Annotated in this window: 16 protein-coding genes and 7 pseudogenes; 11 read left to right on the top strand and 12 right to left on the bottom strand. The window is 62.3% G+C overall.

Translation table 11 applies throughout. The features are described 5' to 3' along the window. Positions 1-184: 184 nt before the first annotated feature. A pseudogene (locus G5S35_RS38015) lies at positions 185-1,226 on the top strand (PDDEXK nuclease domain-containing protein). Positions 1,227-1,885: 659 nt separating this feature from the next. On the opposite strand, the gene G5S35_RS38010 reads toward G5S35_RS38015, so the two are convergent. The 7 genes and pseudogenes from G5S35_RS38010 to urtA form a co-directional block, all read right to left on the bottom strand. Further along, positions 1,886-3,430, bottom strand: coding sequence for an amidase (locus tag G5S35_RS38010; RefSeq protein WP_074987278.1), 1,545 nt, complete (start codon positions 3,428-3,430; stop codon positions 1,886-1,888). A gap of 97 nt (positions 3,431-3,527) precedes the next feature. After that, positions 3,528-4,217 carry an urea ABC transporter ATP-binding subunit UrtE gene (gene urtE / locus G5S35_RS38005; RefSeq protein ID WP_074987279.1) on the bottom strand — a complete coding sequence of 230 codons (690 nt, stop codon included), beginning with the start codon at positions 4,215-4,217 and terminating at the stop codon, positions 3,528-3,530. A 2-nt stretch (positions 4,218-4,219) separates the two neighbouring features. Beyond that, on the bottom strand, positions 4,220-4,273 hold the full coding sequence (locus G5S35_RS40400; protein ID WP_390971001.1) for an ABC transporter ATP-binding protein C-terminal domain-containing protein: 54 nt from the start codon (positions 4,271-4,273) through the stop codon (positions 4,220-4,222). A 9-nt stretch (positions 4,274-4,282) separates the two neighbouring features. After that, positions 4,283-4,957 (bottom strand): annotated as a pseudogene (gene urtD, locus G5S35_RS38000) (urea ABC transporter ATP-binding protein UrtD); the annotation flags it as partial. After that, complete coding sequence (gene urtC, locus G5S35_RS37995; protein WP_074987281.1) at positions 4,954-6,090, bottom strand: urea ABC transporter permease subunit UrtC; 1,137 nt, start codon at positions 6,088-6,090, stop codon at positions 4,954-4,956. The gene urtC and the pseudogene urtD, both read right to left, overlap by 4 nt. Before the next feature lie 4 nt (positions 6,091-6,094). Beyond that, positions 6,095-6,994: an urea ABC transporter permease subunit UrtB gene (urtB, locus tag G5S35_RS37990; protein WP_074987282.1), complete on the bottom strand. Its 900-nt coding sequence runs from the start codon at positions 6,992-6,994 to the stop codon at positions 6,095-6,097. A 61-nt stretch (positions 6,995-7,055) separates the two neighbouring features. Next, positions 7,056-8,249, bottom strand: a complete 1,194-nt coding sequence (gene urtA / locus G5S35_RS37985; RefSeq protein ID WP_074987283.1) for an urea ABC transporter substrate-binding protein — start codon at positions 8,247-8,249, stop codon at positions 7,056-7,058. Positions 8,250-8,647: 398 nt separating this feature from the next. Here urtA and G5S35_RS37980 point away from each other — a divergent pair, with 398 nt between their 5' ends. The 10 genes and pseudogenes from G5S35_RS37980 to G5S35_RS37930 all read left to right on the top strand — a co-directional run bounded on the left by G5S35_RS37980 (position 8,648) and on the right by G5S35_RS37930 (position 18,644). Continuing rightward, entirely contained in the window at positions 8,648-9,814 is a 1,167-nt protein-coding gene (locus G5S35_RS37980; RefSeq protein ID WP_074987284.1) for a transporter substrate-binding domain-containing protein, read from the top strand. After that, complete coding sequence (locus G5S35_RS37975; RefSeq protein ID WP_074987285.1) at positions 9,811-10,419, top strand: ANTAR domain-containing response regulator; 609 nt, start codon at positions 9,811-9,813, stop codon at positions 10,417-10,419. The genes G5S35_RS37980 and G5S35_RS37975 overlap by 4 nt, the downstream gene beginning before the upstream one ends. A gap of 393 nt (positions 10,420-10,812) precedes the next feature. Next, positions 10,813-11,214 (top strand): annotated as a pseudogene (locus G5S35_RS37970) (CobW C-terminal domain-containing protein); the annotation flags it as partial. Between the two features lie 225 nt (positions 11,215-11,439). Next, positions 11,440-12,440: pseudogene (locus G5S35_RS37965) on the top strand (phage integrase family protein); the annotation flags it as partial. Positions 12,441-12,661: 221 nt separating this feature from the next. After that, a pseudogene (locus G5S35_RS37960) lies at positions 12,662-13,798 on the top strand (IS3 family transposase). A gap of 153 nt (positions 13,799-13,951) precedes the next feature. Next, entirely contained in the window at positions 13,952-14,545 is a 594-nt protein-coding gene (locus G5S35_RS37955; protein ID WP_183040841.1) for a CGNR zinc finger domain-containing protein, read from the top strand. A 350-nt stretch (positions 14,546-14,895) separates the two neighbouring features. Continuing rightward, positions 14,896-15,729, top strand: a pseudogene (locus tag G5S35_RS40395) (dsDNA nuclease domain-containing protein); the annotation flags it as partial. A 145-nt stretch (positions 15,730-15,874) separates the two neighbouring features. Next, positions 15,875-16,839: pseudogene (locus G5S35_RS37940) on the top strand (helicase-related protein); the annotation flags it as partial. 196 nt (positions 16,840-17,035) lie between these two features. Continuing rightward, positions 17,036-17,299 (top strand): helix-turn-helix domain-containing protein, encoded by a 264-nt coding sequence (locus G5S35_RS37935; RefSeq protein WP_074987288.1) that lies wholly within the window; start codon positions 17,036-17,038, stop codon positions 17,297-17,299. Position 17,300: 1 nt separating this feature from the next. Beyond that, on the top strand, positions 17,301-18,644 hold the full coding sequence (locus G5S35_RS37930) for a type II toxin-antitoxin system HipA family toxin (RefSeq protein WP_183040840.1): 1,344 nt from the start codon (positions 17,301-17,303) through the stop codon (positions 18,642-18,644). A gap of 25 nt (positions 18,645-18,669) precedes the next feature. Here G5S35_RS37930 and G5S35_RS37925 read toward each other — a convergent pair whose 3' ends face one another. The 5 genes from G5S35_RS37925 to G5S35_RS37905 all read right to left on the bottom strand — a co-directional run bounded on the left by G5S35_RS37925 (position 18,670) and on the right by G5S35_RS37905 (position 24,459). Then, a complete protein-coding gene (locus tag G5S35_RS37925; protein WP_183040839.1) occupies positions 18,670-20,343 on the bottom strand; it encodes an MFS transporter in 1,674 nt (557 codons plus the stop codon). Further along, positions 20,340-21,296: an ornithine cyclodeaminase family protein gene (locus G5S35_RS37920; protein WP_074987291.1), complete on the bottom strand. Its 957-nt coding sequence runs from the start codon at positions 21,294-21,296 to the stop codon at positions 20,340-20,342. The genes G5S35_RS37925 and G5S35_RS37920 overlap by 4 nt, the downstream gene beginning before the upstream one ends. Next, positions 21,293-22,330: a 2Fe-2S iron-sulfur cluster-binding protein gene (locus tag G5S35_RS37915; protein WP_074987292.1), complete on the bottom strand. Its 1,038-nt coding sequence runs from the start codon at positions 22,328-22,330 to the stop codon at positions 21,293-21,295. The genes G5S35_RS37920 and G5S35_RS37915 overlap by 4 nt, the downstream gene beginning before the upstream one ends. 74 nt (positions 22,331-22,404) lie before the next feature. Next, positions 22,405-22,884, bottom strand: coding sequence for a GlcG/HbpS family heme-binding protein (locus G5S35_RS37910; RefSeq protein ID WP_074987299.1), 480 nt, complete (start codon positions 22,882-22,884; stop codon positions 22,405-22,407). Positions 22,885-23,001: 117 nt separating this feature from the next. Continuing rightward, complete coding sequence (locus G5S35_RS37905; protein WP_074987293.1) at positions 23,002-24,459, bottom strand: aldehyde dehydrogenase family protein; 1,458 nt, start codon at positions 24,457-24,459, stop codon at positions 23,002-23,004. Positions 24,460-24,556: the final 97 nt, after the last annotated feature.

The following is a 24,556-nucleotide window of genomic DNA, read 5'->3' as shown; positions in this document are numbered from 1 at the left end:
GAAAAGCCCGCCGCGTGCGGGCTTTTGTTTGCGCGCATAATTTAACATAATATAAATTATCGATATTTCAATTGGGGTTGAATGCTATAATGGAAACGTGGCCGCAGCTAGCACTGCTCGCTGTCTGACAGTACCCTGTACGCGTTCGCCCCGATCCGACAACCGCAGCCCAATAAAATCGCGCATGACCAACGAGCCAGCCAATCCCGTCTGGGCCGAAGATTATCGAGACTGGCTCGCCGACGTCAAACAGCGCGTCGAGCACGCACGGCAACGCGCGGCGGCCAGCGTAAATCGCGAACTGGTAACCCTTTACTGGCAGATCGGACGCGACATTCTTGAGCGACAACTGGCCCAGGGCTGGGGCGCCGGGGTTATCGACCGTCTGGCGCGCGATCTCAAGACGGCGTTTCCCGACATGCGTGGATTTTCCCCGCGCAACCTCAAATACATGCGCGCGCTGGCCCAGGCGTTTCCGCAGCAGGAATTTGTGCAACAGCCCGTTGCACAATTACCGTGGTCCCACGTTGTCACCTTGCTCGACAAGCTTGACGACGCACCTCTGGTATGCGGGAAAATCCCTCGAACACGGCTGGTCGCGAAGCGTCCTGATCATGCAGATCGAGACCGCGGCGCACTCGCGTGCTGGCAACGCGGTGACAAATTTCGCCGACCGGCTGCCGTCGCCACAATCCGATCTCGCGCGGGACGCCCTGAAAGACCCGTATATCTTCGACTTCCTGGGCTTGACCGAAAGCGCTCAGGAGCGCGATATCGAGCGTGCGCTCACGCAGCACATCACCCGTTTCCTGCTCGAACTGGGCGCCGGCTTTGCTTTTGTTGGCCGCCAATACCGCCTGGAAATAGGCGGCGACGAATTCTTCATTGATCTGCTTTTCTACCACTTGAAGTTGCGATGCTATATCGTCGTCGAATTGAAAACGACGCCCTTCAAGCCTGAATACGCCGGACAACTCAATTTCTATCTGTCCGCGATTGACGCCCAAGTCAAGGCGCCGGAAGACCAGCCGACCATAGGGCTGCTGCTGTGCAAGGAGAAAAACCGGCTTGTGGCCGAATACGCCTTGCGTGGCATGGCTAAGCCGATGGGCGTAGCCGAATACCAGCTCATGCGTGAAGTGCCGCCAGCAATGGAAACAGGACTACCCACAATCGACCAGATCGAAGCCGAGCTCCGTCCAGACTTCCCTGACTCGACAAGTTAGTTATCGCGGCTGCGTTGAGTAGCGCCAGCCGGAGGCGCGAGTGTATCCGCGCCGCCCCACCCTCACTACCGCGCCTCAAACGCTCCATTCGTCACCAACTCGAAGCGCTCTGGGCGGGTACGAAAAACCATCATTCACCGTCACTTGCGGACCACCGTTACAGCCTCCCCGTGACAGTATCAATTCAGCGCCCCGGAGGGCCACCGCAGGCACGCAACGTTCACCGGCGACCGATCAGAGTCGAGTCCGCATGCGCATCAGAACGCCCCACCCCTATCTGTGCCACGCGTTTCGTTCACCAGCCACACGTCACTGCCCACCGTAGCTAAACGCAAAAATGTCCCATTATTGCCGATGATAAGCGACATTTTGTCTTCTCCATGCCAATTCGCGCATCCTGTCACTATGTGCCCGTCCGGACTGCAAGATCCCGACTCACTGACCGCTTAGTTGAGCATTCAGCACTTCCCCCTCCCGCCAAGCTTATGGAAAGCAGTCCGTTGAATGTCGCGGGTAGGCGTTCGGGTAAGATGATCTCGTTGATCGTTAGTTGCATTAAAGAGAGAGGCAACAGGTACTTCCTAGATGTTCGCCACAGGCGCCTTAACCTCCGTCTTTAAAGCCGAGTGCAGCGATATTTTTATCCCCGACCGGTCCGCCTAGCCCAGCTTTGGTACCCTACGATGGAGTGTCGCCTGTTCAAACGCGTAGGCCATAGCAATCAAGGCAGCCTCGCTCCACTGCCGCCCGACGAAGATAATTCCGAACGGGGATCCCGATTCGTAGTATCCGGCCGGCACCGTCACGCCCGGCAACCCGGCGATATTCAGTTCCCCCACCGTCGTTTCCTGGATAGTCTCCTTGCTCCCGAACAGGGGCAGTTCGCTGCGCATCTGCGGAAACACAAGTGCATCGAGCCGATGTTCCGTCATCACGGCATCGAAAATCTTCAGATACCTCGCTTTCAACTCAATGAATTCAGAGAGATCCGGCGGACTCGCCGGATTGGCGAGCGCGGCTCTGAACTGCGTGAGGTTCTGCAGATAGCCAAGAATCTCGCCGGGCGCAAACACGTCCTGAGCCGCTGTCGCCTTCGCAAACTCGGCGAACGTTTTCAGAGCGGCATCCGGCCCCAGACGCTTCAAATACTGCTCAAGATCGTACGGAATCGATTCGAGGCCTCGCGCGTCGAAATTCGGAAGCGGCGCCGTCGGCTCGCGGAGCGAAGCAAAGCCGGTGCCGGCAAACGGGTCGTCGACGAGCGTCGCCCCTGCATCCCGCAATTCCTGCTTCGTGCGCTCGTACAAATGCGCGGCTTCATCCGAGAGCGGCTGCGCCCGCCATCCCGCGCCATACAGACCGATCCGCTTGCCCATCAGCGCGTCGGCGCGCAGACCTGCGGTGTAGCCGCCCTCCGGTTCGTGTCCGACCGACGCGAGGGTCTTGGGGTCCTCGGCCGTGTAGCCCGCCAGCACGTCGAGGCAAAGCGCGGCATCGCGCACGGTTCGCGCGATCGGGCCAACCACATCACGATTACCTGAAAGCGGAACCACACCCGCATTCGGCACGAGGCCGATCGTCGGCTTGATGCCGACCAGATCCTGTGACGATGCAGGGTTCTGGATCGAGCCCCCGGTCTCTTCGGCAAGCCCAAGCACAGCCATTGCAGACGCAACGGCCGCCGCGGTACCGGCACTACTCGCTCCGGGTACGCGGTCCGGCATCACGACGTTGCGCGTAGGACCGGCCCAGCTGTCGTCGGCGTGCGTACCGGAATGGCTGAGCACCGGTACGTTGGTCTTGCCGAGCAGAATCGCGCCAGCCGCGCGCATCCGCGCGACCACTGGCGAATCGGTTGCCGGCATCAGATCGACACCGCCAGTCTTGCTGTACAACAACGACCAGCCTGCCGTAGTCGGAAAGCCGACCATGTCCATCGGATCCTTGATCACGGCAGGCACGCCAGCCAGCGGCCCCAATGCCTCGCCCGCCGCGCGGCGCCGGTCGATCTCGCGCGCGTCGTCGAGTGCTGCGTGGTTCAGGAAAATTATCGCGTTGTACTGATCGTTTAGCGCATCGATGCGAGCGAAGCACGCGCGTGCCAGCGATTCGGCCGTGAAGCGGCCCTCGGCAAAGCCGGCTTGGACGCGCTCGACGGTCAGCGTGTCGAGATCGATTGGCGTGGTGTCTTGCGTTTGCGACATGGTGCATCCCAGGTTCAGTGGTCAAACATCGCATGCACGCGAGGCGCATGCGTCTCGTGGCCAGCCGTCGACGGACGCCCATCGCGCCCATGAGCGGTCAGACCGTCAGAAACGTCATGATCTTGTCGGCGTCGATGCCGTCGCGCGCCGCCTCGTGCGCGAAGCGGCCGCGCTCGATAATCAGGAAGCGGTCGGCGATGTCGAGCGTGAACGACAACACCTGCTCGGACACCAGCAGCGCGAAGCCGCGTTCCGTCTTGAGCCGGTTCAGCGTGCGCGCAATGTCCTTGATGATCGACGGCTGGATGCCTTCGGTCGGTTCGTCGAGGATCAGGACTTTTGGCTCCGAGACCAGGGCGCGCGCGATGGCGAGTTGCTGCTGCTGGCCGCCGGACAGATTGCCGCCGCGCCGCCCCCGCATCTCCCAGAGCACGGGAAACGCCTCGAAGATATAGTCGGGAATTGTCGGGCGACGCACCCGCTCCATGCCGCTCAGGATGTTTTCCTCGACCGAGACATTCGGAAAAATCATCCTCCCTTGCGGCACGAACCCGAAGCCAGCGGACACGCGACGATCGCTGCGCGCCTGCGCAAGATCGCAGCCGTTCAGTTCGATGCGCCCGCTGCGAGACGGAATCATGCCGATCATCGCCTTCATCAGCGTGGTCTTGCCCATACCGTTGCGGCCCATCACTGCGAGCGTTTCACCGGCCGCGAGAGAAAAATTCAGGTCGTGCAGCACGTGGCTCTCGCCGTAGTACACGTTCAGGTTTTCGACATTCAGCATCTTCAGTGTCCCAGGTAGACCTCGACCACGCGCGGATCCTGCTGCACCGCGCTCATCGGTCCTTCGACGAGTTTCCTGCCCTGATGCAGCACCGTGACCTTGTGCGCAATCGACCTCACAAACTCCATGTCGTGCTCGATGACGATCACCGAACGCCCGCGCGCGATTTCACGCAGCAACTCGGCCGTCAGTTCCCGTTCCTTCGCGCTCATCCCGGCTACGGGTTCGTCGAGCATCAGCAGCGCCGGATCCTGCATCAGCAGCATGCCGATTTCGAGCCATTGCTTCTGCCCGTGCGACAGCAGCCCCGCACGGCGGCCAAGCTGGTCGGACAGGAAGATCTTCCCGGCGATCTCGTCGATCGCCTCGCGTAACGCAGCGTCGCGTCGGAAGAACAGCGAGCCGAGCACGTCGCGCTTGCGCGGGTAGGAAATCTCGAGGTTTTCCTCGACCGTCAGTTCTTCGTACACCATCGGATTCTGGAACTTGCGTCCCACGCCCGCGCGCGTAATCTGGTACTCAAGCATCTGTTCCAGATGAAGCCCGTTGAAGCAGATCGTGCCCGACGTCGGCTTTGTCTTGCCACAGATCATGTCGAGCAGCGTCGTCTTGCCAGCGCCATTCGGGCCGATCACGACGTGCAATTCGTTCGCATCGACATAAAAATTCAGCTTGTCGATGGCCTTGAAGCCGTCGAACGACACGGTCAGGTTCTCGACCGACAACACGAGGCCGTTCATTGCGTGCCCTCCCTATCAGGCGCGAAAGATTGCAGTAATCCGGCCAGTCCCTTCGGCAGATACATCGGCACCACGATGAACAGCGCGCCGATCAGATACATCCAGAAGCCGACGAAATGCTCCGACAGGTAGCTCTTGCCGGCCCCGACCACGAGCGCGCCGTAGACGGCGCCGACCATCGACAGACGCCCTCCTACGGCTGCGTAAATCACCATTTCCACCGATGGCACGATTCCGCAGATCGACGGCGACGCGAAACCGACTTGCAGCGTGAACAACGCGCCGCCGATCGCCGAGCACATCGCGGCCATCGCGAACACGAACGCCTTGAACATCGCCGTGTCGTAGCCCGAGAAGCGGATCCGGTCCTCGCGGTCGCGGATCGCGACGAGCACCTTGCCGAGACGGCTGCGCACGATGAAGCGGCCGAGCAGCACGATGGCGAGCAGCAGCACCGCGCCGATGTAGTACAGCACGCGCACCGCACCGTTGCTCTGCACGTTGTAGCCCATGAATGTCGGCAGGTTCGTGATGCCGTTCACGCCGCCGGTATAGCCCTGCTGGCCGATGATCACAATCGACAGGATCGAAGCAAGCGCGAGCGTGACGATCGAGAAGTACACGCCACCGACGCGCTTGCGAAAGTTCGCGTAGGCCAGCAGGAATGCGAGCCCGGCCGGAACGAGCAGGATCGCCGGGATCACGAATCCGACGTGCGCGAACGGTTTCCACCAGAACGGCAAGTCGGTGATGCCGTTCCAGGTCATGAAGTCGGGCACCGGCGCCCCGCCACCGCCGAACACCGCGGCGGCCGGATCGGCGGCCGTTGCCTCGAGCTTCATGTTCATCGCCATGAAATAGCTGCCGAGCCCGAAGAAAATGCCCTGACCGAGGCTCAGAATCCCGCCGTAGCCCCAGGCGAGAACCAGGCCGGCTGCGCAGAATGCGAACGTCAGATACTTCGCGAAAAGGCCGAGTCGAAATGTGTCGCATAACAGCGGGATCGCGACGAGCAGCACGATCGCGAGCCCGACCACGCTGTAACGGTTCGCGAACGCGACGAGGCTGCTGCCGGCCGCCGCCGCATTGGGTCGCACAGCAGGCGCGACCGGGGAGGACGAAAGATCTTTCATGGGCTCACCGCCGAAGTTTGAGGGCGAACAGGCCGTTGGGCCGGAAATACAGCGCGACGATCACAAGCATCAGGATCGAGGCCTTCGCCATGGAGCCGCTCAGTACGAGTTCCAGCAGCGACTGCATCTGACCGATCGAGAACGCCGACAGGAACGTGCCGACCAGGCTGTCGACGCCGCCGAACACCACCACCACGAAGGTGTCGACGATGTACTGCTGGCCGGTGACAGGCCCCGTCGAGGCCAGCAGCGTCAGCGCACTCCCGGCGATCCCGGCCAGCCCGCAGCCGAGCCCGAACGTCACGGCGTCGACGCGCTGCGCATCGATACCGGCGGCGCCGGCCATCGCGCGGTTTTGCATCACGCAGCGAATGCGCAGTCCCCAGCGGCTGCGGAACAGAAACAGGAAAACCGCCAACGCGACACAGCCCGTCAATCCGATGATGAACAAGCGGCTCAGCGGGATCGTAGTGCCCCCGAGCGGCCACGCGCCTTGCAGCCAGCTCACCGTCGGCACGCTGACGTCGACGGGGCCGAACAGCTGACGAAAGACCTGCTGCAAGACCAGCGACAGGCCCCAGGTGGCCAGCATCGTATCGAGCGGCCGTTTGTAGAGGCGGCGGATCATCACGCGTTCGAGCAGCACCCCCACCGCAAACGTAGTGGAGAACGCGACCACGATGCCGACGAGGAAATACACGCCCATCAGCGACGGCAGCCAGCGCTGGAAGACTTGCGCGCACAGATAGGTCATGTACGCGCCGAGCGCCATCAGTTCGCCGTGCGCCATGTTGATCACGCCCATCAGGCCGAACACGATCGCGAGGCCTAGCGCCATGAGCGCCAGCACCGTAAACAAGGACAGGCCGTTGAAGACCTGCGTGAGCAACAAATCGGGAGTCATAGTCGATCACCGGAAGAACGCGTGGCCGGGGCGGCCACGCCAGAAGCGCCAACGCGCGCGCTCAAAGCTTCGGGAACGGATTCGGCTCGATCAGCGGCGACTCGTACAGAATGTCGACCTGGCCGTCCGCGCGGAACGCACCGATCCGGGCGTGCTTCCACAGGTGATGGTTGCTCGTGTGGAAGCGGACCTTGCCTTCTGGAGCGTCCCATTCGAGCCCCGAGGACGCGGCCACCACGTTCTCGACCTGTAGCGATTTCGCTTTTTCGGCCGCGAGCTTCCACAGATGCACCGACGTGTAGCTCGCCTCCATCGTGTCGCCGAGCACGCGATTCTGGCCGTAGCGCTTCTTGAACGCGCTCACGAAAGCCTTGTTCCCGGGCGTGTCGATGCTCTGGAAGTAGCCCATGCAGCTCAGCACGCCGACCAGGTTGTCGCTGCCGATGCCGTATGCCTCCTCTTCGCTGACGGCGAGCGCCATGATGGCCTGGTTGTGCCCATTGATACCGGCCGAGTTCAACTGCTTGAACAGGGCGACGTTCGAGCCGCCAACGACCGTCGACAGGATCACGTCCGGCTTCGCGGCCTTGATCTTGGCAATCACCGACGAGAATTCCATCGCGCCGAGCGGGAAGTAGTCCTCACCGACTATCGTGCCGCCCGCTTTCGCCACCACCGGGTGTGCGATCCGGTTGATCGTGCGCGGCCACACGTAGTCCGAGCCGATCAGGAAGAACTTCTTGCCCTTGTTCTTCGCGAGCCAGCCGATCGCGGGGATCACCGACTGCGTCGCCTCCTGCCCGGTGTACATGATGTTCTTCGACATCTCGAGGCCTTCGTAATAGCACGGGTAGTACAGCAGGCCGTTATAACGCTCCATCACCGGCAGCACCGCCTTGCGCGAGGCGGACGTGTGGCAGCCGAAGATCACCGACACCCTGTCGCTCTCCAGCAGCTTCTGGGCCTTTTCGGCGAAGGTCGGCCAGTCGCTCGCGCCGTCTTCGACGACCGTCTGGATCGGCCGGCCGAGCACGCCCCCGCTCGCATTCAATTCGTCGATCGCCATCTTCTCAGCGTCGACGATATGGGCTTCGGCAATCGCCATCGTGCCCGTCAGCGAATGCAGAATGCCGACCTTGATCGGCTCCGTGGCTGCTGCTGCCGAGCGGCTCGCCAGCGTCGCAACGGCAGGAAACGCAGCCGCGGCGGCGGACGCCAGGGCACTCTTGAGAAACGTACGTCGATCGGCTGTCATCGCTACCTTCAAGAAAAATGAAGAAAAAAAGCCCGACGACCAGCGTGTGCTGGACGTCGGGCTTCAGTGGCCGTTGCAGTATCGGACGCCTTTGTCCGACACCGCGCAATCAGTGTGTACTCGGTGGCAAGGAACACAATTCCGCTGCCATGGCGAAAACATATCCTGGCGAAAATTCCGCTGCAAGCGAAAATTTAACGGACGAGCCACAACCGCTCAGAAAAATTTCCATACCGTTGCGTCCGACCGGACCGGGTTTGCTTTTCGATACGCGAATCAGTTATGGTCACGTCGTTGAGCCAGCGGGCACGTAAAGCATGACAGTGCGAAATGTTGCGCCGTGCGCATTTGCAGCTTCCTTGCAGCCTCATTCCTCCTACCGTTGCTTTTCCTCTCTCATGACTTCATCGCATCGCGACCCGATCCGGATCGGCGTCCTACTTTCCGAAACCGGCGTGACTGCCCCGATCGAATGCTCTCAGCAACGCGCAACGCGCTTCGCAACCGAGGAGATCAACGAGGCCGGCGGCATCGACGGCCGCGAGATCGAGCTCGTCCTTTGCGACCCCGCATCGCGTCCGTCTCGCTACGCTGAACTGCTGACCGGAATGATCGCCAATGAGCGGATACGCGTCGTGGTCGGCTGCTACATGTCGAGTACGCGCAAGGCCGTGCTGCCGGTGCTCGAGCGCCACAACGCACTGCTGCTGTATCCAACGCTTTATGAAGGCTTCGAATGCAGCCGCAACGTGTTCTACACGGGCGCAGCACCGAATCAGAACAGCTTCCCGCTGGCCGCCTACATGCTGCGCCATCACGGCAAGCGTGTGTTCATGATCGGCTCCGACTACATCTATCCCTACGAGGCGAATCGCGTGATGAGCGACCTCGTGTTTGAAAGCGGCGGTGAGAAGGCAGGCGAAATCTACCTGCCATTGAATGCGGATTACGAGGCGTATCAGGACGCGATGAAGAAAATCGTTGCCGCGGCTCCTGACTTCATCTTCTCGACCGTGGTCGGCATCGGGATGGCGCATCTGTATCGCGCCTACGCGGAAGCCCGCCTGGATCCCGCGCGCTGCCCGATTGCGACGCTGTCGACGACCGAAACGGAATTTACCGCGATGGGTGCCGATATCGGCGAAGGCCATATTACGTCGGCGCCGTATTTCCAGTCGGTCGACACGCCGGTCAATCGAGACGTGCTCGCGCGTTTCCAGCGCCGTTTCGGTGACGATGTGGTCACCGACATGTGCTGGGAAGCTGCATATTTCCAGATGCATCTGCTCGCGGAGGCGATGCGGCGCACCGGTGGTGCCGAGCCCGATGCGCTACTGCGCGCTCTGCCGGGGCTCGAATTCGACGCGCCCCAAGGACGCGTCAGGATTGATGAGCGCAATCACCACACCTACCTGCGTCCACGTATCGGACGTCTGAACGCGCGCGCCCAATTCGACATCCTGAGCGAATCTCCGGACTGGGTACGCCCTGATCCGTTCGTCATCGCGTTCGACGATGACCGGCGCGCACCCGCGCTCGAAGTGCGAGCGGGAGTGCGCGAATGAAGCCCTTCCACACCGCCCGTACGCCCGAAATTCTGCGGGCGATCCGCTCGCTACATGTCGCCGTGATCCATCCCGATGACGACGATCGTGCGGAATTGGTCGCGCAACTGAATCTGATCGGATGCCGCGTCTGCACGTTCTGGCCTCATGCAGCCGAATTGCCGGACAGCGTCGATCTGGTGTTTCTCGCCGTTCGTCCGGAATCACTCGCGGTCGAACTGAAGTGGCGCGAACGACGCGATCCACTGCCCGTCATTCCCGTCGTCACATACGAGAATCCCATCATCATCGAGGCGGCGATGCAACTGGACGCTCATTGCGTAATTTCCTCTCCGGTCCGATCATTCGGTGTCTTGACGGCCATTTCAATCACGATGTTTCAGCATCGCAATCGCCTTCAACTCGAACGCCGCGTGAAGCGCAACGACGAGAAAGCAAGCGAGCGACGACAGATCCAGCGCGCGACAGCCATACTCAGCCAAAGCAATGGCATCTCCGAGGACAAAGCATACGAATTGTTGCGCGCAAAATCGATGACCGATCGCACGCCGATCGAGCAGATCGCAAGTGCGATCATCAATGCAAACCAGTTGCTGCGGATGTAAGAGGCTTTCCCGAACCTTCATTCGGAAAGCGTCGGCGACGAAAGTCAGCTCAAGGGTCCATCGACTATGCGCGCGCCTATACTGTCAGGTCACTGGATCACGCTTGATTCGTCACCCAGCGTCAATGCCCAATGCCGGCGGGCAGCAACGTTGTCTGCCGTGCCCAATCTGGCTTCGCAGGTCTCCACTGCACAAATCGGCACTGTCAGGTTGCTGGAGGTGTAGCAGTAGAATAAAGCGATGAAGAAGACGAAATCGCTTTATCACGGCCACCGCTTCCCCGCTATCGTCATCAGCTGCGCCGTTCGCTGGTACTTCCGGTTCAGCCTGAGCCTGCGCGGGCGCGACGCCGCGGCATCGCCGCCGTTCGTGGCGCCGGAATCCCGCGCGACTCCGGCACGCCTGCTCGCGTGGCTATGTCAACCGTGGACAAACGGCCGGCTGCTGCGCTGCAAGGGCTACCTGTGGGCCGCACACCGCCATGCCGAGATTGGCATGCTGGTGCAGACGGGCGGACGGTTCCAGTGGGGCTACGTCGGCCGCTGGTGGCGGTTCGTCCCGCAGTCAGACTGGCCGCGCGACGACTATCGCCGCGACGGTGTGCTGAACAGATGGGAGGAGCCGGTCGGCGATTGTCGGCAGGAGATCGTATTCATCGGGCAAGCGATCGATTGCGAGCGGTTGCAGCATGAACTCGATGCGTGCCTGCTGACAGTCGAGGAAATCAACTCTGGACCGGGATCGTGGGGGCGGCTTCCGGAAGCCGACGCGTTCGACGCTCTCTCGGCCATTTAGCGACGGAGTTGAAAGCGCCCCTCGTTTTACCGGGCGGGCTTGCTAGTCCCGTAAGACGCTGCAATGACAGGTCTAATCTGCCAAGGCATTTGCATGTTTCTATGTCGCTAACTGCTCTTAGCGATAGAGCTGTGTTTTATTCACAAACTACCGTTTTACAAGACGCGCCTCATGACGGCCCCCGGTGCTACCATAACCAGCCCGTTCGCGCTGCCAACCCTTCCGATGCAGGATTTCGCTATTCCATGCAGCATGCCCGACGCCGCGTCCCTAGCCGCACTGCGCGCCTGGTATGCGGGAATGGGATCGCGTGACGCGGTCGTGCGCTTTTGCCCCGATGCGCTCGGGGAAGGCGGCTCGGCACGCGGCATTCTCGGCCGCATCCGGCGACAGATCGCCGACTTTGCGCACAACCGCCACAGGGACGATCTGGCTGCGTTGTTCCGGTGCGCGGTCGCTGAGCGGACGCGTCACGCCAAAACCGTCGCCCGCGCGCTGGAGATCCTGGGGTATCTGCCCATTCCGCAGCCGCGAGTCAGCGACCCGGTCAGTGCGTGGTTGCCGACCCGGGCGGTTTCAGCCTTGCAAGCCTGCGGCATCAACACGCTGGCCGAGCTGACCGTGCGCATTCCCCGACGCCGTCGCTGGTGGATTGCCATCCCCGGACTCGGCATCAGAAGCGCACGGAAAATTGAGGTCTTCTTCGCCTCGCATCCGCAACTGACCGAGCGGGCCCGTGCTCTCGTCGCGGTCGTGTCGCCCGAGCCGGTCGTACCTGGGAGCGAATCCATCTGTCGCATGAGGTCGACGGCTCGCACGGCACCTTCCGAGCGCCACAGAAGATGTGCGCGCTCGAAGCCAGCAACGACTACGAGGCAATCGGCGCCTGGCTTTGTTTGCACGAAGCGGCGCAAACGCAGCGCGCCTATCGCCGGGAAGCAGAACGACTGCTGTTATGGGCCATCGTCGAGCGTGGCAAGGCACTGTCGCCACTGGCCACCGAGGATGCCACTGCCTACCGCGCCTTCTTGCGGCATCCCGCACCTCGCGGCCGCTGGGTCGCCCCGGCGCGTCCGCGATCCTCACCAGAATGGCGTCCTTTTACCGGACGGCTGTCACCGCGGTCGATTGCCTATGCGATATCGGTCCTCGGTGCAATGTTCCGCTGGCTGATCGAGCAGCGCTATATGTTCGCCAACCCTTTCGCCGGGCTCAAGGTGCGAGGGGCCCAGCGAGTTGATGCCATGGGTCGTTGCCCATCAGTTTCGCGCTAGCGACTGAGCTTCAGCGTCCGTCGTCAAGACGGTCGTCGCGACGCGCTTACCCACTAACGGACACTCAGACAGGAGCAATGTCAGATTGAGGTGGTCGCGCAAAATCGGACGGCGGGATAAGTGGAACGGCCGGGGCCTGAGCCAGCGATAATGCAGGCAAAGGAACTGAGGAAATGACGAAACGAACCCGACGCACGCACTCAGCGGCGTTCAAAGCGAAAGTAGCCCTGGCGGCAGTCAAGGGCGAGCGCACGCTCGCCGAACTGGCGCAGCAGTTCGATGTGCATCCGAACCAGATCACGGAATGGAAACGGCAGTTGCAGGAGCGCGCGGCTGACGTGTTCGGTGCGGTCGGCCCGGTGTCGAGCTAGGCACCGGTGGACGTGAAGACCCTGCACGCCAAGATCGGCCAACTCAGCCTGGAAAATGATTTTTTTAAGCGGTGCGCTCACCAAGGCGGGATTGCTGAGCGCAAAGCGATGATTGACCGTGGCCATGCGTTGCCGGTTTCGCAGCAAGTCCGGCTTGTTGGTATCGCGAGATCGAGCGCGTATTACCGGGCGCGGCCTGTCAGGGAAGTCGATCAACGCCTGATGCGCCGGATCGACGAACTGCATCTGGAGTTCCCGTTTGCCGGTGCACGAATGCTGGTGCGCCTGCTGCGCCGGGAAGGCCACGAGGTCGGCCGCCGCCACGTGCGCACGCTCATGAAGTGCATGGGCGTGGAGGCGCTGTACTGCAAGCCGAGCACGAGTCGACGCAACGCGCAGCACAAGGTCTGGCCGTATCTGCTGCGTGGCATGAAGATAGAGCGGGCCAACCAGGCTTGGGCACTCGACACGACCTACGTTCCCATGGCGCGCGGCTTCGTGTATCTGACGGCGGTGGTGGACTGGGCCAGCCGCAAGATCCTCACGCACCGCGTAGCGATCACGCTGGAGGCCGTGCATGCCGTTGAAGCGCTGGAAGAAGCGTTCGCCCGCTATGGGCACCCCGAGATCGTGAACACCGATCAGGGCAGCCAGTTCACAGCGGGAGCCTTCACCGGGGCGGTGCTCGGCCGGGGCATCCGGCTGTCGATGGACGGCAAAGGCGCCTGGCGCGACAACGTGTTCGTCGAGCGCGTGTGGCGCAGCATCAAGTACGAAGAGATTTATTTGAGAGCCTACGAGTCGGTCAGCCACGCCCGGCGCTCCATTGGCCAATATATTGAGCTGTACAACCGCAAACGTCCTCATTCGAGCCTGGCGGATCAGACGCCCCATGAGGCATACTTCGCGACGCTGCCAGCGATCAAATCGGCAGCATGATCGCCCCGGATGCTCCACTTAAAATCTCCGGACCCTGTCCGAACAAGCGGCGCCACCTCTGTTCAACCATTATTTTGCTCGCGATTTTTCCTAACGTGTAAACTTTATTTTGAGCATTAAAAATGAGGGGAAACCGATGACGGAAGATCAAGCATGGAACGCTGGCAGTTTCGCCGGGGGGCTCTATGCCTAGATTTCGCGAATACGCAGGGCGGCCGGGACAAGACGAGAGACGAGGAGCGCTTGACCAACTACCGGGCAGCGGTGGCTTGGGCCTCCGCAGCCGGCGCGGTTTCCGGGAACGAGGGTAGGCGTCTGCGCGCGATGGCGGTGCAGGCTCCAGCCGAAGCCGCGCACAACCTCGAGCAATTGCGACTTTTTCGCGAAAGTCTGTATCGGCTACTCTCCGCACTAGCGGCCAACCGTGTGGTGGAGCCGGCGGATGACGTCGTTTTGCGAAGTGCCGTCGCCGCAGCGGTCAGTGTCGCTCGTTTGGAGCGGCGTCCAGACGGGTGCGATTGGCAGATCGACACGGATAAAGCTGGCCTGAATACGTTGTCGAACCGCATCGCATTAGACATTCAGCAACTTCTACTCAGTAGCGAAATGCCCTACGTGAGGGAATGCGAACGTTGCACATGGCTATTCGTAGATCGTTCCAAAAACAAGCGCAGGCGGTGGTGCAAGGCTGAGACTTGTGGCAATCGGGCCCGTGCGTCAAGGCACTATCAGCTAACGAAAGCCTGAGCGCCAGTAGCGGGCGGAAGAGTCGAGATGCTAGACGAGGCTTGGGCTTTCAGCGCTGAGCGGCCGCTTTGAGGCAAACCAAAGGTCCGGAGTGGGTCGGTTCCGGGCGTCAGCGTCGGGCGGAACTCGGCCAGTTTCTGCCGCTCGGCTGAGACAGCCAACGGTCACTCGAATGACCGGTTTGAATGGGAACAGACGGACATTAAGTTGCCACGTGATGGCGGGTGCCACCAAGGCAGCCTGTCGATTCACGCCACCCCGGTGCACCTACCTGAAAGATTTCAGTGGAATGGGTGGCTTCTGGCTCTCCAAGCTGCGGCAGCCGAGATAGTACTGTATATTTATACAGCATGGAATCTCTCAACAAAGTGGACCGGAGCCGTGACAAAAACGACCTTGTAATAGGCCGAAGTCACGGTGCCGCCGCTCGCACGAGCATTTGGCGCCAAATTTCCCGTCGCACCCGCAAAACGTCTCGTGGGCGCGCTCACGCGAATGTGATACAAAGCGGGCATACGAAATCCGGGGATAATGCAAAAGGCTTGGACGTCATCCATGATAAAAAGCCGCGCGAGACAGTTGGTCGAACCACTGTCGCCAGGTTCCGTATGCAGTTCCAAGGAGCCGCCTATGCAGCGCTAGAGATCCTGAGCGGCAAAGAGATCGACCGGGTCTACTGCGACTATCACGACGATTTTGTCGTGCGCAGAACCGTAGCGGGTGTTGTCGACTACCACTTCTTCCAAGTGAAGACCAAGGGCAAGGCAAACCAGCAATGGGATGTCGCGGAGGTGTTCGCTCTCAAGAAGACAGGTGCGCTGGATACGGACGAGAAGTTGGAGGCGGTCCGCAACAGCATCGCCGGCAAGCTGTTCATGCATACCGTCGAATTCGGCGACCAGTGTCGTGAAATCACGGTTCTTAGCAACGTTCACTTCAACGACGATGTTCACGGCGTCGTCACTGACCTTTCCGCCGGCACGTCCAGCAAGAAGTACATCCGTCAGCTCATCGAAAAGTTCGCGGAAATCATTTCACCCGAGAGTCCACTGTCCTCCGAGCAGATTGATGCGGCTCGAAAGAAACTCTCCTTGCTGCCGAACGTTCAATACATCGGCGATACGCTCGAAGCCTTCAGTATTGCCGCGCACAATGCAATCTGGAGGCACAGCGAGATTGAGCTGCATCAACACGAGATTGAACGCCTCGCAAGAAGCTTGGTGACGCTTGTCGAGGAGAAGTCCTGCTCTCCCATCGGAGGGCTATCCAAAGCTGACATCGATCTAGCAACTGGGGTCGGCCTAGGAGACCTGCTTGACGTCCTGAGCATTCGCGCGCGAACTCAACGCCGTGTTTGCGGCGCTGCCCGCGAAACGTCAGACCCTGTTGTTTTCCGCCACTTTCACCGACGATATCCGCACCATGGCCGCGGGCATTCTGCGCAGCCCGGTCGATATCAGCGTCAGCCTGCCCAATGCCACGGCCAGCCGGATCAAGCAGTGGGTGGTGCCGGTGGACAAGCGCAACAAGCCCGATCTCTTCATGCACCTCGTGGCGCGGAACCACTGGAAACACGCGCTGGTGTTCGTCAAAACCCGCAACCGCGTGGATTACCTGGCGGCCATGCTCGACGAAGCGGGCTATGCGGTCGACACCATCCGCGGCGACAAACCGCAGCCCGCACGCTTGCGTGCGCTGGAACGTTTCAAGACGGGCGAAGTGCAGATGCTGGTGGCCACCGATGTCGCCGCGCGCGGGCTCGATATCGACGATCTGCCGTTGGTAATCAACGTCGATCTGCCGATCGTGGCGCAGGATTACGTGCATCGCACCGGCCGCGCGGGCGCGAGCGGCGTGGCGGTTTCGCTGGTATGCGCCGACGAAGCGCCGCAACTGGCCGCGATCGAAGCGCTGATCCGGCAAACGCTGCCTCGCGAAGAGGAACCGGGTTTCGAAGCCGATCACCGCGTGCCGCAAACCAGCACGACGGGCGAGATCGTCAAGAAACCGAAAAAGCCAAAGAACCCAAAGTGCCGCAAGCCGCGCCGGTCGCCGCGAAAGCGCCTGGGAAGAAGCCGCGTCCGCAAACTGGCGAGAACAAACATAAGCCCGCTGTGCAGCGCGCGACTACCGCGGATTACGACTTAAGCCCCGTGGACGCCAGTTTGATCAGCGGTAGCCCGTTCAGCGTGAAAAAGCCGCGCAGCAAACCCGCTGGCAAGCCGAATGCGGGTTCGTCGCGTAAGCCGGCTGCGGGTTCGCACAAGCCGGCGGGCAATCGCGGCAAACGCTAAAGCGGATCGGTGAGATGAGCGCGCGGCCGTTGCCGTCGCGCAGCGGGAGCTACTGCGTTTAGTAGCCCCACGGCCACCAAAATCGCCTTTTCGATCGACCTTGTAGCCCAAAGGGTACAAATTCAAGAATGCATTTTGTAGCACATAGGCTACAATAAATCTCATTATTCCGATTTATGATGCCCAGGGGCTACATATGACCACGCTCGCGGATGTCGGCGAGATGCTGAAAGAGGCTCGACGCGAGGCCGGACTTTCGCAAAAGGAACTGGCGGAGCGCGCCGGCGTCGCGCGCACGACGCTCGCGCGCATGGAAACACTCGCGCGCGGCGACATGAGCGTTTCCGCGCTCGCGCGACTGCTCGAAGCGGCGGGCTACGACCTGCGCGTCGTCAAGCGCGGCCATCGGCGCACGCTGGACGACGTGCTGAACGAGCAGCGCCACGCCGAGGGCCAGTAACGTGCGCCTCCACGTCTACACGCAAGGCAAACGGGTTGCCGATCTTTATCGCCAGGCCGACGACTACGCGCTGCGCTACACCGCCGACACCAACGCCGGCGATTTCGTCAGCCTGACGATGCCGGTTCGCGAAGACGCCTGGGTGTGGCCGCGCGACCTGCATCCGTTCTTCCGGCAAAACCTGCCCGAAGGTTTTCTGCTGCAAGTGATTCGCGAGGAATTCGGTCCGTATCTCGACGGCACGGATCTCTCGCTGCTCGCCGTGATCGGCGGATCGGGCATCGGCCGCGTGACCGTCGCGCCCGAAGGCGGCGCGCCGGGCGGCGCACTCGATCCGCTCGATCTGAAAAGCCTGCTGCACGAGGACATCACCACCGCGCATTTCGCCGAACTCGTGCGCTATTACGCGCGCGCCGCCATTTCGGGCGCGGTGCCGAAATTCCTCGCGCCGGAAGCGTCCGCGGTCGACACGCCCGTGGGCAAGCAAACGCTGCGCACCGGCCAGCACATCGTCAAAGGCTCCGACGAGCAAACGCCGTATCTGGGTTTCAACGAACATTATTCGATGCAGGTGCTGGCCCGGCTGGGCGTGGCGCGCGTCGCCAAAACCACGATGTCGGACGACGGTCGCCTGCTCGTGGTCGATCGCTTCGATGTCGACGAAACGGGCAAGCCGGCGTTCGGCGTGGAAGACGCCTGCAGCCTGCTCGGCCTGCCGCCGCACGAGAAGTATCGTCCGTCGACGGAACAGGTTCTCAACGCCACCAAGCCGTATATCGGCGCGGCCAACTGGCGGCAGGAAGCGGAGCAACTCGGCTGGCTGCTGCTCGCCAACTATGTCGTGCGCAACGCCGTCTGCCACGCCAAAAACATCGCGCTGCTCTACTCGACTATCGACGACGTGATCTACACGCCCGCCTACGACATCGTCACCACCGAGGCGTATCCGCGTTTCGCGAACAATCCGCCCGGCCTGAGCGTAGACGGCCGCAAGACATGGGCGCCCGGCAAGACGCTCGAACGCTTCTTCAACACGCGGCTCGGCATTGCGCCGAAGCGGTATCGCGAGATGGTCGAAGCCTTGTGCGACTCGGCCGTATCGACGGGCAAAGATATCGTCGAAGCGGCCAGGAACGAAACGCGCTGGCACTGGATCGCGAAGCAGATGCTGCACGCGTGGAACGAAGGCATGGCGTCGCTACGCAGCGCCAAGCCGCAAGTGGCGTTCAAGGCGCTCACGCCGGTGATCGACGCCGCGGTTTTTTCGGACGCCGATAAAGCCGAGGCCGCGCGAGACGTGATCGGCCGCTCCGAATTGATGGCGAATCACGGCAAGAAGGGCTGAAGCCCGAGCGCGGCGCTCACGCCGTTCAAGTCGCTCGACGCTTTTGCGTGCGCGCCGAGATGGCGATATGCGGCAACAGCCAAACCGTCAAGCACGCCAGCACCATCACTATCGCCACGCCCAAAAGCGATGTTTCCACCGCATGCAGGAGCGCGCCGCGCGCGAGCGCCAGCAACGCATCGCCGGCCAATCCCGCGCGATCCGCCTGCGCCGCAAACCGCGCGGCGGCCTGCGTGGACATCAGCGTCTGCGGATCGTGCAACCCCGCCATCCATTGCGCGTGCGCGGCGGCGGCCTGCCCGGTCAACGCGCGATCCAGACCGGCCACGTAGAAGTGGCGGATGGTCGTTCCCGCGACCGCCGTGCCCAGCATGCCGCCCACCATGCACGACGACTGGATCAGCGCCGTGGCAATGCCCAGACGCGTGGTGCCGGCCACTTGCTGCACGAACACGGTCAGGTTCGGCATGACGAAGCCGATGCCGACGCCCGCCGCCACCATCGCCGCGACGAACGCCGCGCTATGCCGATTCCCGCCGACACACGCGATCGTCGCGCACGCCGCGCCGAGCAGCCCGAAGCCGAGATAAAGCAGCAGATTGGGCCGTTTCAGGCGCGTCACGATGCGCGTATTCGCGATCGTTCCCACGGTGATGCACACCACCATCGGCGTTACCACCACGCCCGTCTCGCTCGCATCGAGTCCCACGCCGCCTTGCAACAGCAACGGCACGTAGAACAGCAACGCGAACATCGCGACGCCCATCAGCATCGATAACACCAGCAGCACGAGCGTCGCGCGATCTTTCAGCAGGCCAGGCGGAATGATCGGATCGGCGGCACGGCGCTCCTCGCGCGCGAGCCATCCCAAGCCGATCGCCACCATCAGCGCATAGAGGCCGACGTGCGCCGCGCTTCCGGTCCCGCTGCCCATCCCGCTTCCGGCCGCTTCGACAAGCAGTTGAAACGCGCCGAGCGCGAACGCGATCAGCAATGCGCCGCGCCAGTCGGCGTTCAGGCGCTGGCGCCGCACGTGACGAATATGCGGCAAATGCCGCGCCGCGAGATACAGACTCACGACGCCCACCGGCAGATTGACGAGGAACGCCCAGCGCCATCCGTAATGCTGGCTCAGAAAGCCGCCAAGCGACGGACCGACCGCGTTGGCGAGACCGAAGGCGCTCGAAAACAGCACCTGCCAGCGCAATCGACGCACAGGGTCGGGAAAGAGATCGGGGATCGACGCGAAGCAGGTGCCCACCAGCATGCCGCCGCCAACGCCCTGCAACGCGCGGCACGCGATCAGCATCGGCATGGAACTGGCCACGCCGCACAGCACCGAAGCCAGCGTGAACAGCACGATGGCGACGACGATGAGCGGCTTGCGCCCGAACCAGTCGCCGAGCCGCCCGAACACCGGCACCGTGATCACCGAAGTCAGCAGATACGCCGTGGCGACCCATTCGTAGAGATCGAAGCGTTGCAGATCGGCGACGATGGACGGCAGCGCCGTGCCGACCACGGTTTGATCGATGGCGACCGTCATGACGACGCTGGACAAGCCCAGCATCGCGAGCAGCGACTGGCGGAACGGCCGCTCGCTGGCTTGCGGCTGCGCTTGTGCCGCCGCTTTCGCCACAGCCTGTGCCGGGGTTTCGGTTGTCGTTGCGTGCGCCTCGGTCCCCGGCGTGGCGCTCATCGTGCAGCGTCCAACGGCGACGGTTTCGCGTTGCGCGCGAGATGCTTTTGCCACGCGATACCGGCCAGCGCCACATCCTGCAAGCCGATGCCGACCGCTTTATACACGACGATATCGTCCGCCGATGCGCGGCCCGTGGCGCGGCCCGCGAGTACGTCGCCGAGTTCGACCGTGTCGTTCCAGTCGAACGTGCCGGGCTTCACGAGCAGCAAATCGCCCGCTTCTTCGCGCGCCTGCTCGCGCAATTCCACGACGATGCGCGACGCCCGCGCGATCAGCGTGTCGTCGAGTTCGCGCGTATGCGGCAGGCTCGAACCGATCGCGCTCACGAGCGCGCCCGGCACGACCGCGTTGCCGTCGAACAGCGCGCCCGTCGCGCGCGTTGCGGTCACGATCACGTCCGCGCCGCGCACCGCATCGTTTGCTTCGCATACCGAGGCTTCGATGCCGCGCGTGGAACCGGCCGCCATCACCGCCGCTGCGAGTTCGCGCGTGCCCTCCAGCCCGACGATGCGAAACGAACGCAGCTTCGTATGCGCGGCCAATGCCAGCGCATGAGCGCGGCCCTGCACGCCGGTGCCGAATACGGCAACGGTACGCGCGTCCGGCTTCGCCAGTGCGCGCACTGCCACCACCGTGGTCGCGGCGGTGCGCAAGCGCGTGATCGCGTTCGCATCGAGCGTGGCGAGCAAGCTGCCGTCCACGGTCGAAAACAACACGATCGAAAAATTGAATTGCCCCGCAATCGTCGAATACACCTTCGCGCCCGCCACGCCCAGTTCGGGCATGACCGCGCCGAGCGTCGACAGCTTCACGCCGCCCGCTTCGGTCCGCACGCGGCGCTGCACGGCCGCGTGGCCGTTGGCGAGATCGCGAAAGCCGCGTTCGAGTGCCGGAATGGCATCGTCGATGGTGATCAACTCGTCGATCTGCGCATCCGTCAAATGAATCATGAAGTCTCCCGTTCTTGATGCAAGGATTGCGTTTCGGCTTCGTGCTGGAACGTGAAGCTGTCTGTGTACAGATGGTCGATGCTCGCGCCGCGCTGAAGAAACCGATGCCGCGCGTCGTCGATCATGGCGGGCGAGCCGCACAGATACACCGCGTGCTCGGAAAGATCCGCGAAATCCTCGCAAACCGCGTGCTGCACGTAGCCGCGCCGCCCGCTCCAACCTTCATGCGGACGCGACAGCACCGGCACATACTGAAATTCGTAGAGCCGCGCGCCCCACTGCTGGATTTCGTCGTGCAGATAGAGATCGGCTTGCGTGCGCGCGCCCCAGTAAAGCGAAACCGGCGGACAATCGGGATCGTCCATCAACGATTCGAGAATCGCCTTGACCGGCGCGAGACCGGTGCCCGTTGCGACCATCACGAGCGGCCGATAGTCTTCGGCGTGAAAGCGGAAAATGCCGAGCGGCAGTTCGACGTCGAGCGCATCGCCCGCACGCAGCGCCGACAATCCGCCATCGGTAAAACGCCCGCCCGGCACGCGCTTGATATGAAAGTCGAGCGCCTGCGCGCCCGCCGCGGACGCCATCGAAAAACTTCTGCGTTCGCCGTTTTCCAGCAGCACGTTCATGTACTGGCCGGGATTGAACTTGAGTTCGAGCGATTCGGGCAACGCGACGGCAAGCCGCCGCACGTCCGGGCCGAGCACGCTCACGTCGATCACGCGCGCCTGCACCACGGTTGGCGCGGAGACGTCCGCGCCCGCTTGCGCCGCGCCGATCAGCATGTCGCTGCGCGCGCGCGCCTGACACGCGAGCGCGTAGCCCGCATCGGCTTCTTCCTGCGAAAGCCCGAACGGAAATTCCTCATACTCGTGCGCGCCGCGAATCACCTTCACGCGGCAGGTGCCGCAGCCGCCCAACTGGCAATCGTGCGGCAACGCCACGCCCGCGTTCGACGCCGCCTGGAGCAGCGATTCGTCGGCCTGCGCCGCGAAGCGCTCGCCGGTTTCCGCGATCTCAATCTGATAGATCATCGTGCCAATCTCTAACGAAACAGGGGACGCGCCCGCCGCCGCGCGGCGGACGCATTGCCGCAATCGCGACGGCGTTATTTCTTGATGTCGGCTTCCACGAGCACGCGCTGCCCGCTCGCCGCAAGCAGCGCCTGCAACGCTTCAAGCGCCGCGAGACCGCATTGCGTGTCCTGCTCGCCGTTGCCGCCGCTCAGGCCCACGCCGCCGATCACCTCGTCGTTCACGACGATCGGAAAGCCGCCGACGAACGCCGCGAAGCGCCCTTCGAAGCTCAGTTGAATGCCGAACGCCTCGTTGCCCGGCAAGGCGGGACCGTTGGGCGCTTTCGTGAACAGATGCGTCGAGCGCTTGTGGCCGGCCGCCGTGAACGCCTTGTTCCAGGCGATCTGCGGACCGGTGATGCGCGCGTCGTCCATGCGTTCGAGCACGAGCGGATAACCGCCCGCATCGACGATACACACCGACTCGGGAACATTGATGGCCTGCGCGCGTTCGAGCGCGGCGCGCGCCATGGCGCGGGCTTCGGTCAGTTCGAGTTTGAAGATACTTTTCATGAGGCGTTTTCCGTGCGTTTTCTGCGTGTTTTTCGCGTGTTTTTCGATTCACGATTGCGTCGATATCGCGCGAGGATGAAGCGTTCGCCCGATATATCCGCATTAAAGGCCGTCGCGTTATAAGCCACGATAAACCGTCTTGATCTGCGTATAGAACTCCAGCCCCGCGCGGCCCGACTCGCGGAATGTCGAGGTGCTCGAACGCTTCAAGCCGCCGAACGGCGCGTTGACCACGTTGCCCGTGGTGGTGCGATTGATCTTCACCGTGCCCGACTCGATCTCGTCGGCGAAGCGGTGCATATAGCGCGGATTCGACGTCGCGATGGCCGCCGAAAGACCGTATTCCGTGTCGTTGGCTTTCGCGATGGCGTCGTCGAAATTCGTCACCGAAACAATCGCCAGCACCGGCCCGAAAATTTCCTCGCGATAGATACGCGCGTTTTCCGGCACATCGGCGAATACGGCGGGCGTGACGTAATAGCCGTGTTCGAAGCCTTCGCCCGTCAACTGATCGCCGCCGATCAAATGCGTCGCTTCCTGCTTGCCGGACGCCACGAAACCGAGCACCGTATCGAGTTGCTTGCGATTCGCGAGCGGACCGAGATCCATGCCGGGCGTGACGCCGCTGCCGATCTTGAGTTGCTTCACGCGCTCGACCAGCCTGGCCGTGAACGCTTCGCGCACCGCTTCGACCACCAGAATGCGGCTCGTGCCCGTGCACGCCTGGCCGCTCAGCGAGAAACCGCCCTTAACCGCGAGATCGACGGCGCGCTCGAGATCGGCGTCTTCCATGACGATGAGCGGATTCTTGCCGCCCAGTTCCATTTGCGTGCGCGTGGTGATCAGCACCGAGCGATGAATGTGCTCGCCCGCGCCCGTCGAACCCGTGAACGACACGGCGCGCACCACCGGCGACTCGGTGATGGCCGCGCCGATATCGCCCGCGCGACCCGTGATGTAGTTGAGCACGCCCGCCGGAATGCCCGCTTGCACGAACGCCTCGGCAAGCCGATAACCGATCAGCGGCGCATCCGACGAAGGCTTGAAAACCACCGTGTTGCCGGCCATCAGCGCGGGCGCGATCTTGCGCGCGGGAATCGAGATCGGGAAATTCCACGGCGTGATCACGGTGACGACGCCCAGCGGTTCGCGCTGCGTGTACACGAGTTGCTCGGGATCGTCGCTCGGGAAGGTTTCGCCCGTAAAGGTCTGCGCTTCGACCGCATAGAAGCGCAGCACCTGCGCGGAACGCAGAATTTCGTCGCGGCTTTGCGCGAGCGGCTTGCCTTCTTCGCGCGTCAATTCCAGCGCGAAAGCGTCGGCGTTCGCTTCCAGCCAGTCGGCGGCCTTGTTGACGATCTTCGCGCGCGCGGACACCGACATGCGGCGCCATTTCGCGAATGCCGTCGATGCCGCGCTGATCGCGGCCTGCGCGTCCTCGACCGTCGATGCCTGAAACTGACCGACGAGATCGCGCGTATCGGCGGGATTGATGTTCGGGAAGGTCTTGCCGCTTACGCTGGCAGCCCACTCTCCCGCAATCAGATTCTTGAATACCGTCGCGATTTCGCTCATGACATTCACTCTTTATTGATTAGTTATGCCAATCGATGACGAATCTATCGCCATCGATTGTGCGGAACGGCCAGCGCTAGTTTCCGGCCTCTATAAC

Origin of the sequence: Paraburkholderia tropica, from assembly GCF_014171495.1 — a bacterium.
Lineage (GTDB): Bacteria > Pseudomonadota > Gammaproteobacteria > Burkholderiales > Burkholderiaceae > Paraburkholderia > Paraburkholderia tropica.
This window is presented reverse-complemented; position numbering and strand designations above follow the sequence as displayed.

Coding starts and splice junctions, on each gene's coding strand:
- G5S35_RS37955 (WP_183040841.1), top strand. CDS start 13,952: ATGGAACGCTGGCAGTTTCGCCGGGGGGCTCTATGCCTAGATTTCGCG.
- G5S35_RS37925 (WP_183040839.1), bottom strand. CDS start 20,343: ATGAGCGCCACGCCGGGGACCGAGGCGCACGCAACGACAACCGAAACC.
- G5S35_RS37905 (WP_074987293.1), bottom strand. CDS start 24,459: ATGAGCGAAATCGCGACGGTATTCAAGAATCTGATTGCGGGAGAGTGG.
- urtA (WP_074987283.1), bottom strand. CDS start 8,249: ATGACAGCCGATCGACGTACGTTTCTCAAGAGTGCCCTGGCGTCCGCC.
- urtB (WP_074987282.1), bottom strand. CDS start 6,994: ATGACTCCCGATTTGTTGCTCACGCAGGTCTTCAACGGCCTGTCCTTG.
- urtC (WP_074987281.1), bottom strand. CDS start 6,090: ATGAAAGATCTTTCGTCCTCCCCGGTCGCGCCTGCTGTGCGACCCAAT.
- G5S35_RS37980 (WP_074987284.1), top strand. CDS start 8,648: ATGACTTCATCGCATCGCGACCCGATCCGGATCGGCGTCCTACTTTCC.
- G5S35_RS37935 (WP_074987288.1), top strand. CDS start 17,036: ATGACCACGCTCGCGGATGTCGGCGAGATGCTGAAAGAGGCTCGACGC.
- urtE (WP_074987279.1), bottom strand. CDS start 4,217: ATGCTGAATGTCGAAAACCTGAACGTGTACTACGGCGAGAGCCACGTG.
- G5S35_RS38010 (WP_074987278.1), bottom strand. CDS start 3,430: ATGTCGCAAACGCAAGACACCACGCCAATCGATCTCGACACGCTGACC.
- G5S35_RS37920 (WP_074987291.1), bottom strand. CDS start 21,296: ATGATTCATTTGACGGATGCGCAGATCGACGAGTTGATCACCATCGAC.
- G5S35_RS37915 (WP_074987292.1), bottom strand. CDS start 22,330: ATGATCTATCAGATTGAGATCGCGGAAACCGGCGAGCGCTTCGCGGCG.
- G5S35_RS37975 (WP_074987285.1), top strand. CDS start 9,811: ATGAAGCCCTTCCACACCGCCCGTACGCCCGAAATTCTGCGGGCGATC.
- G5S35_RS37910 (WP_074987299.1), bottom strand. CDS start 22,884: ATGAAAAGTATCTTCAAACTCGAACTGACCGAAGCCCGCGCCATGGCG.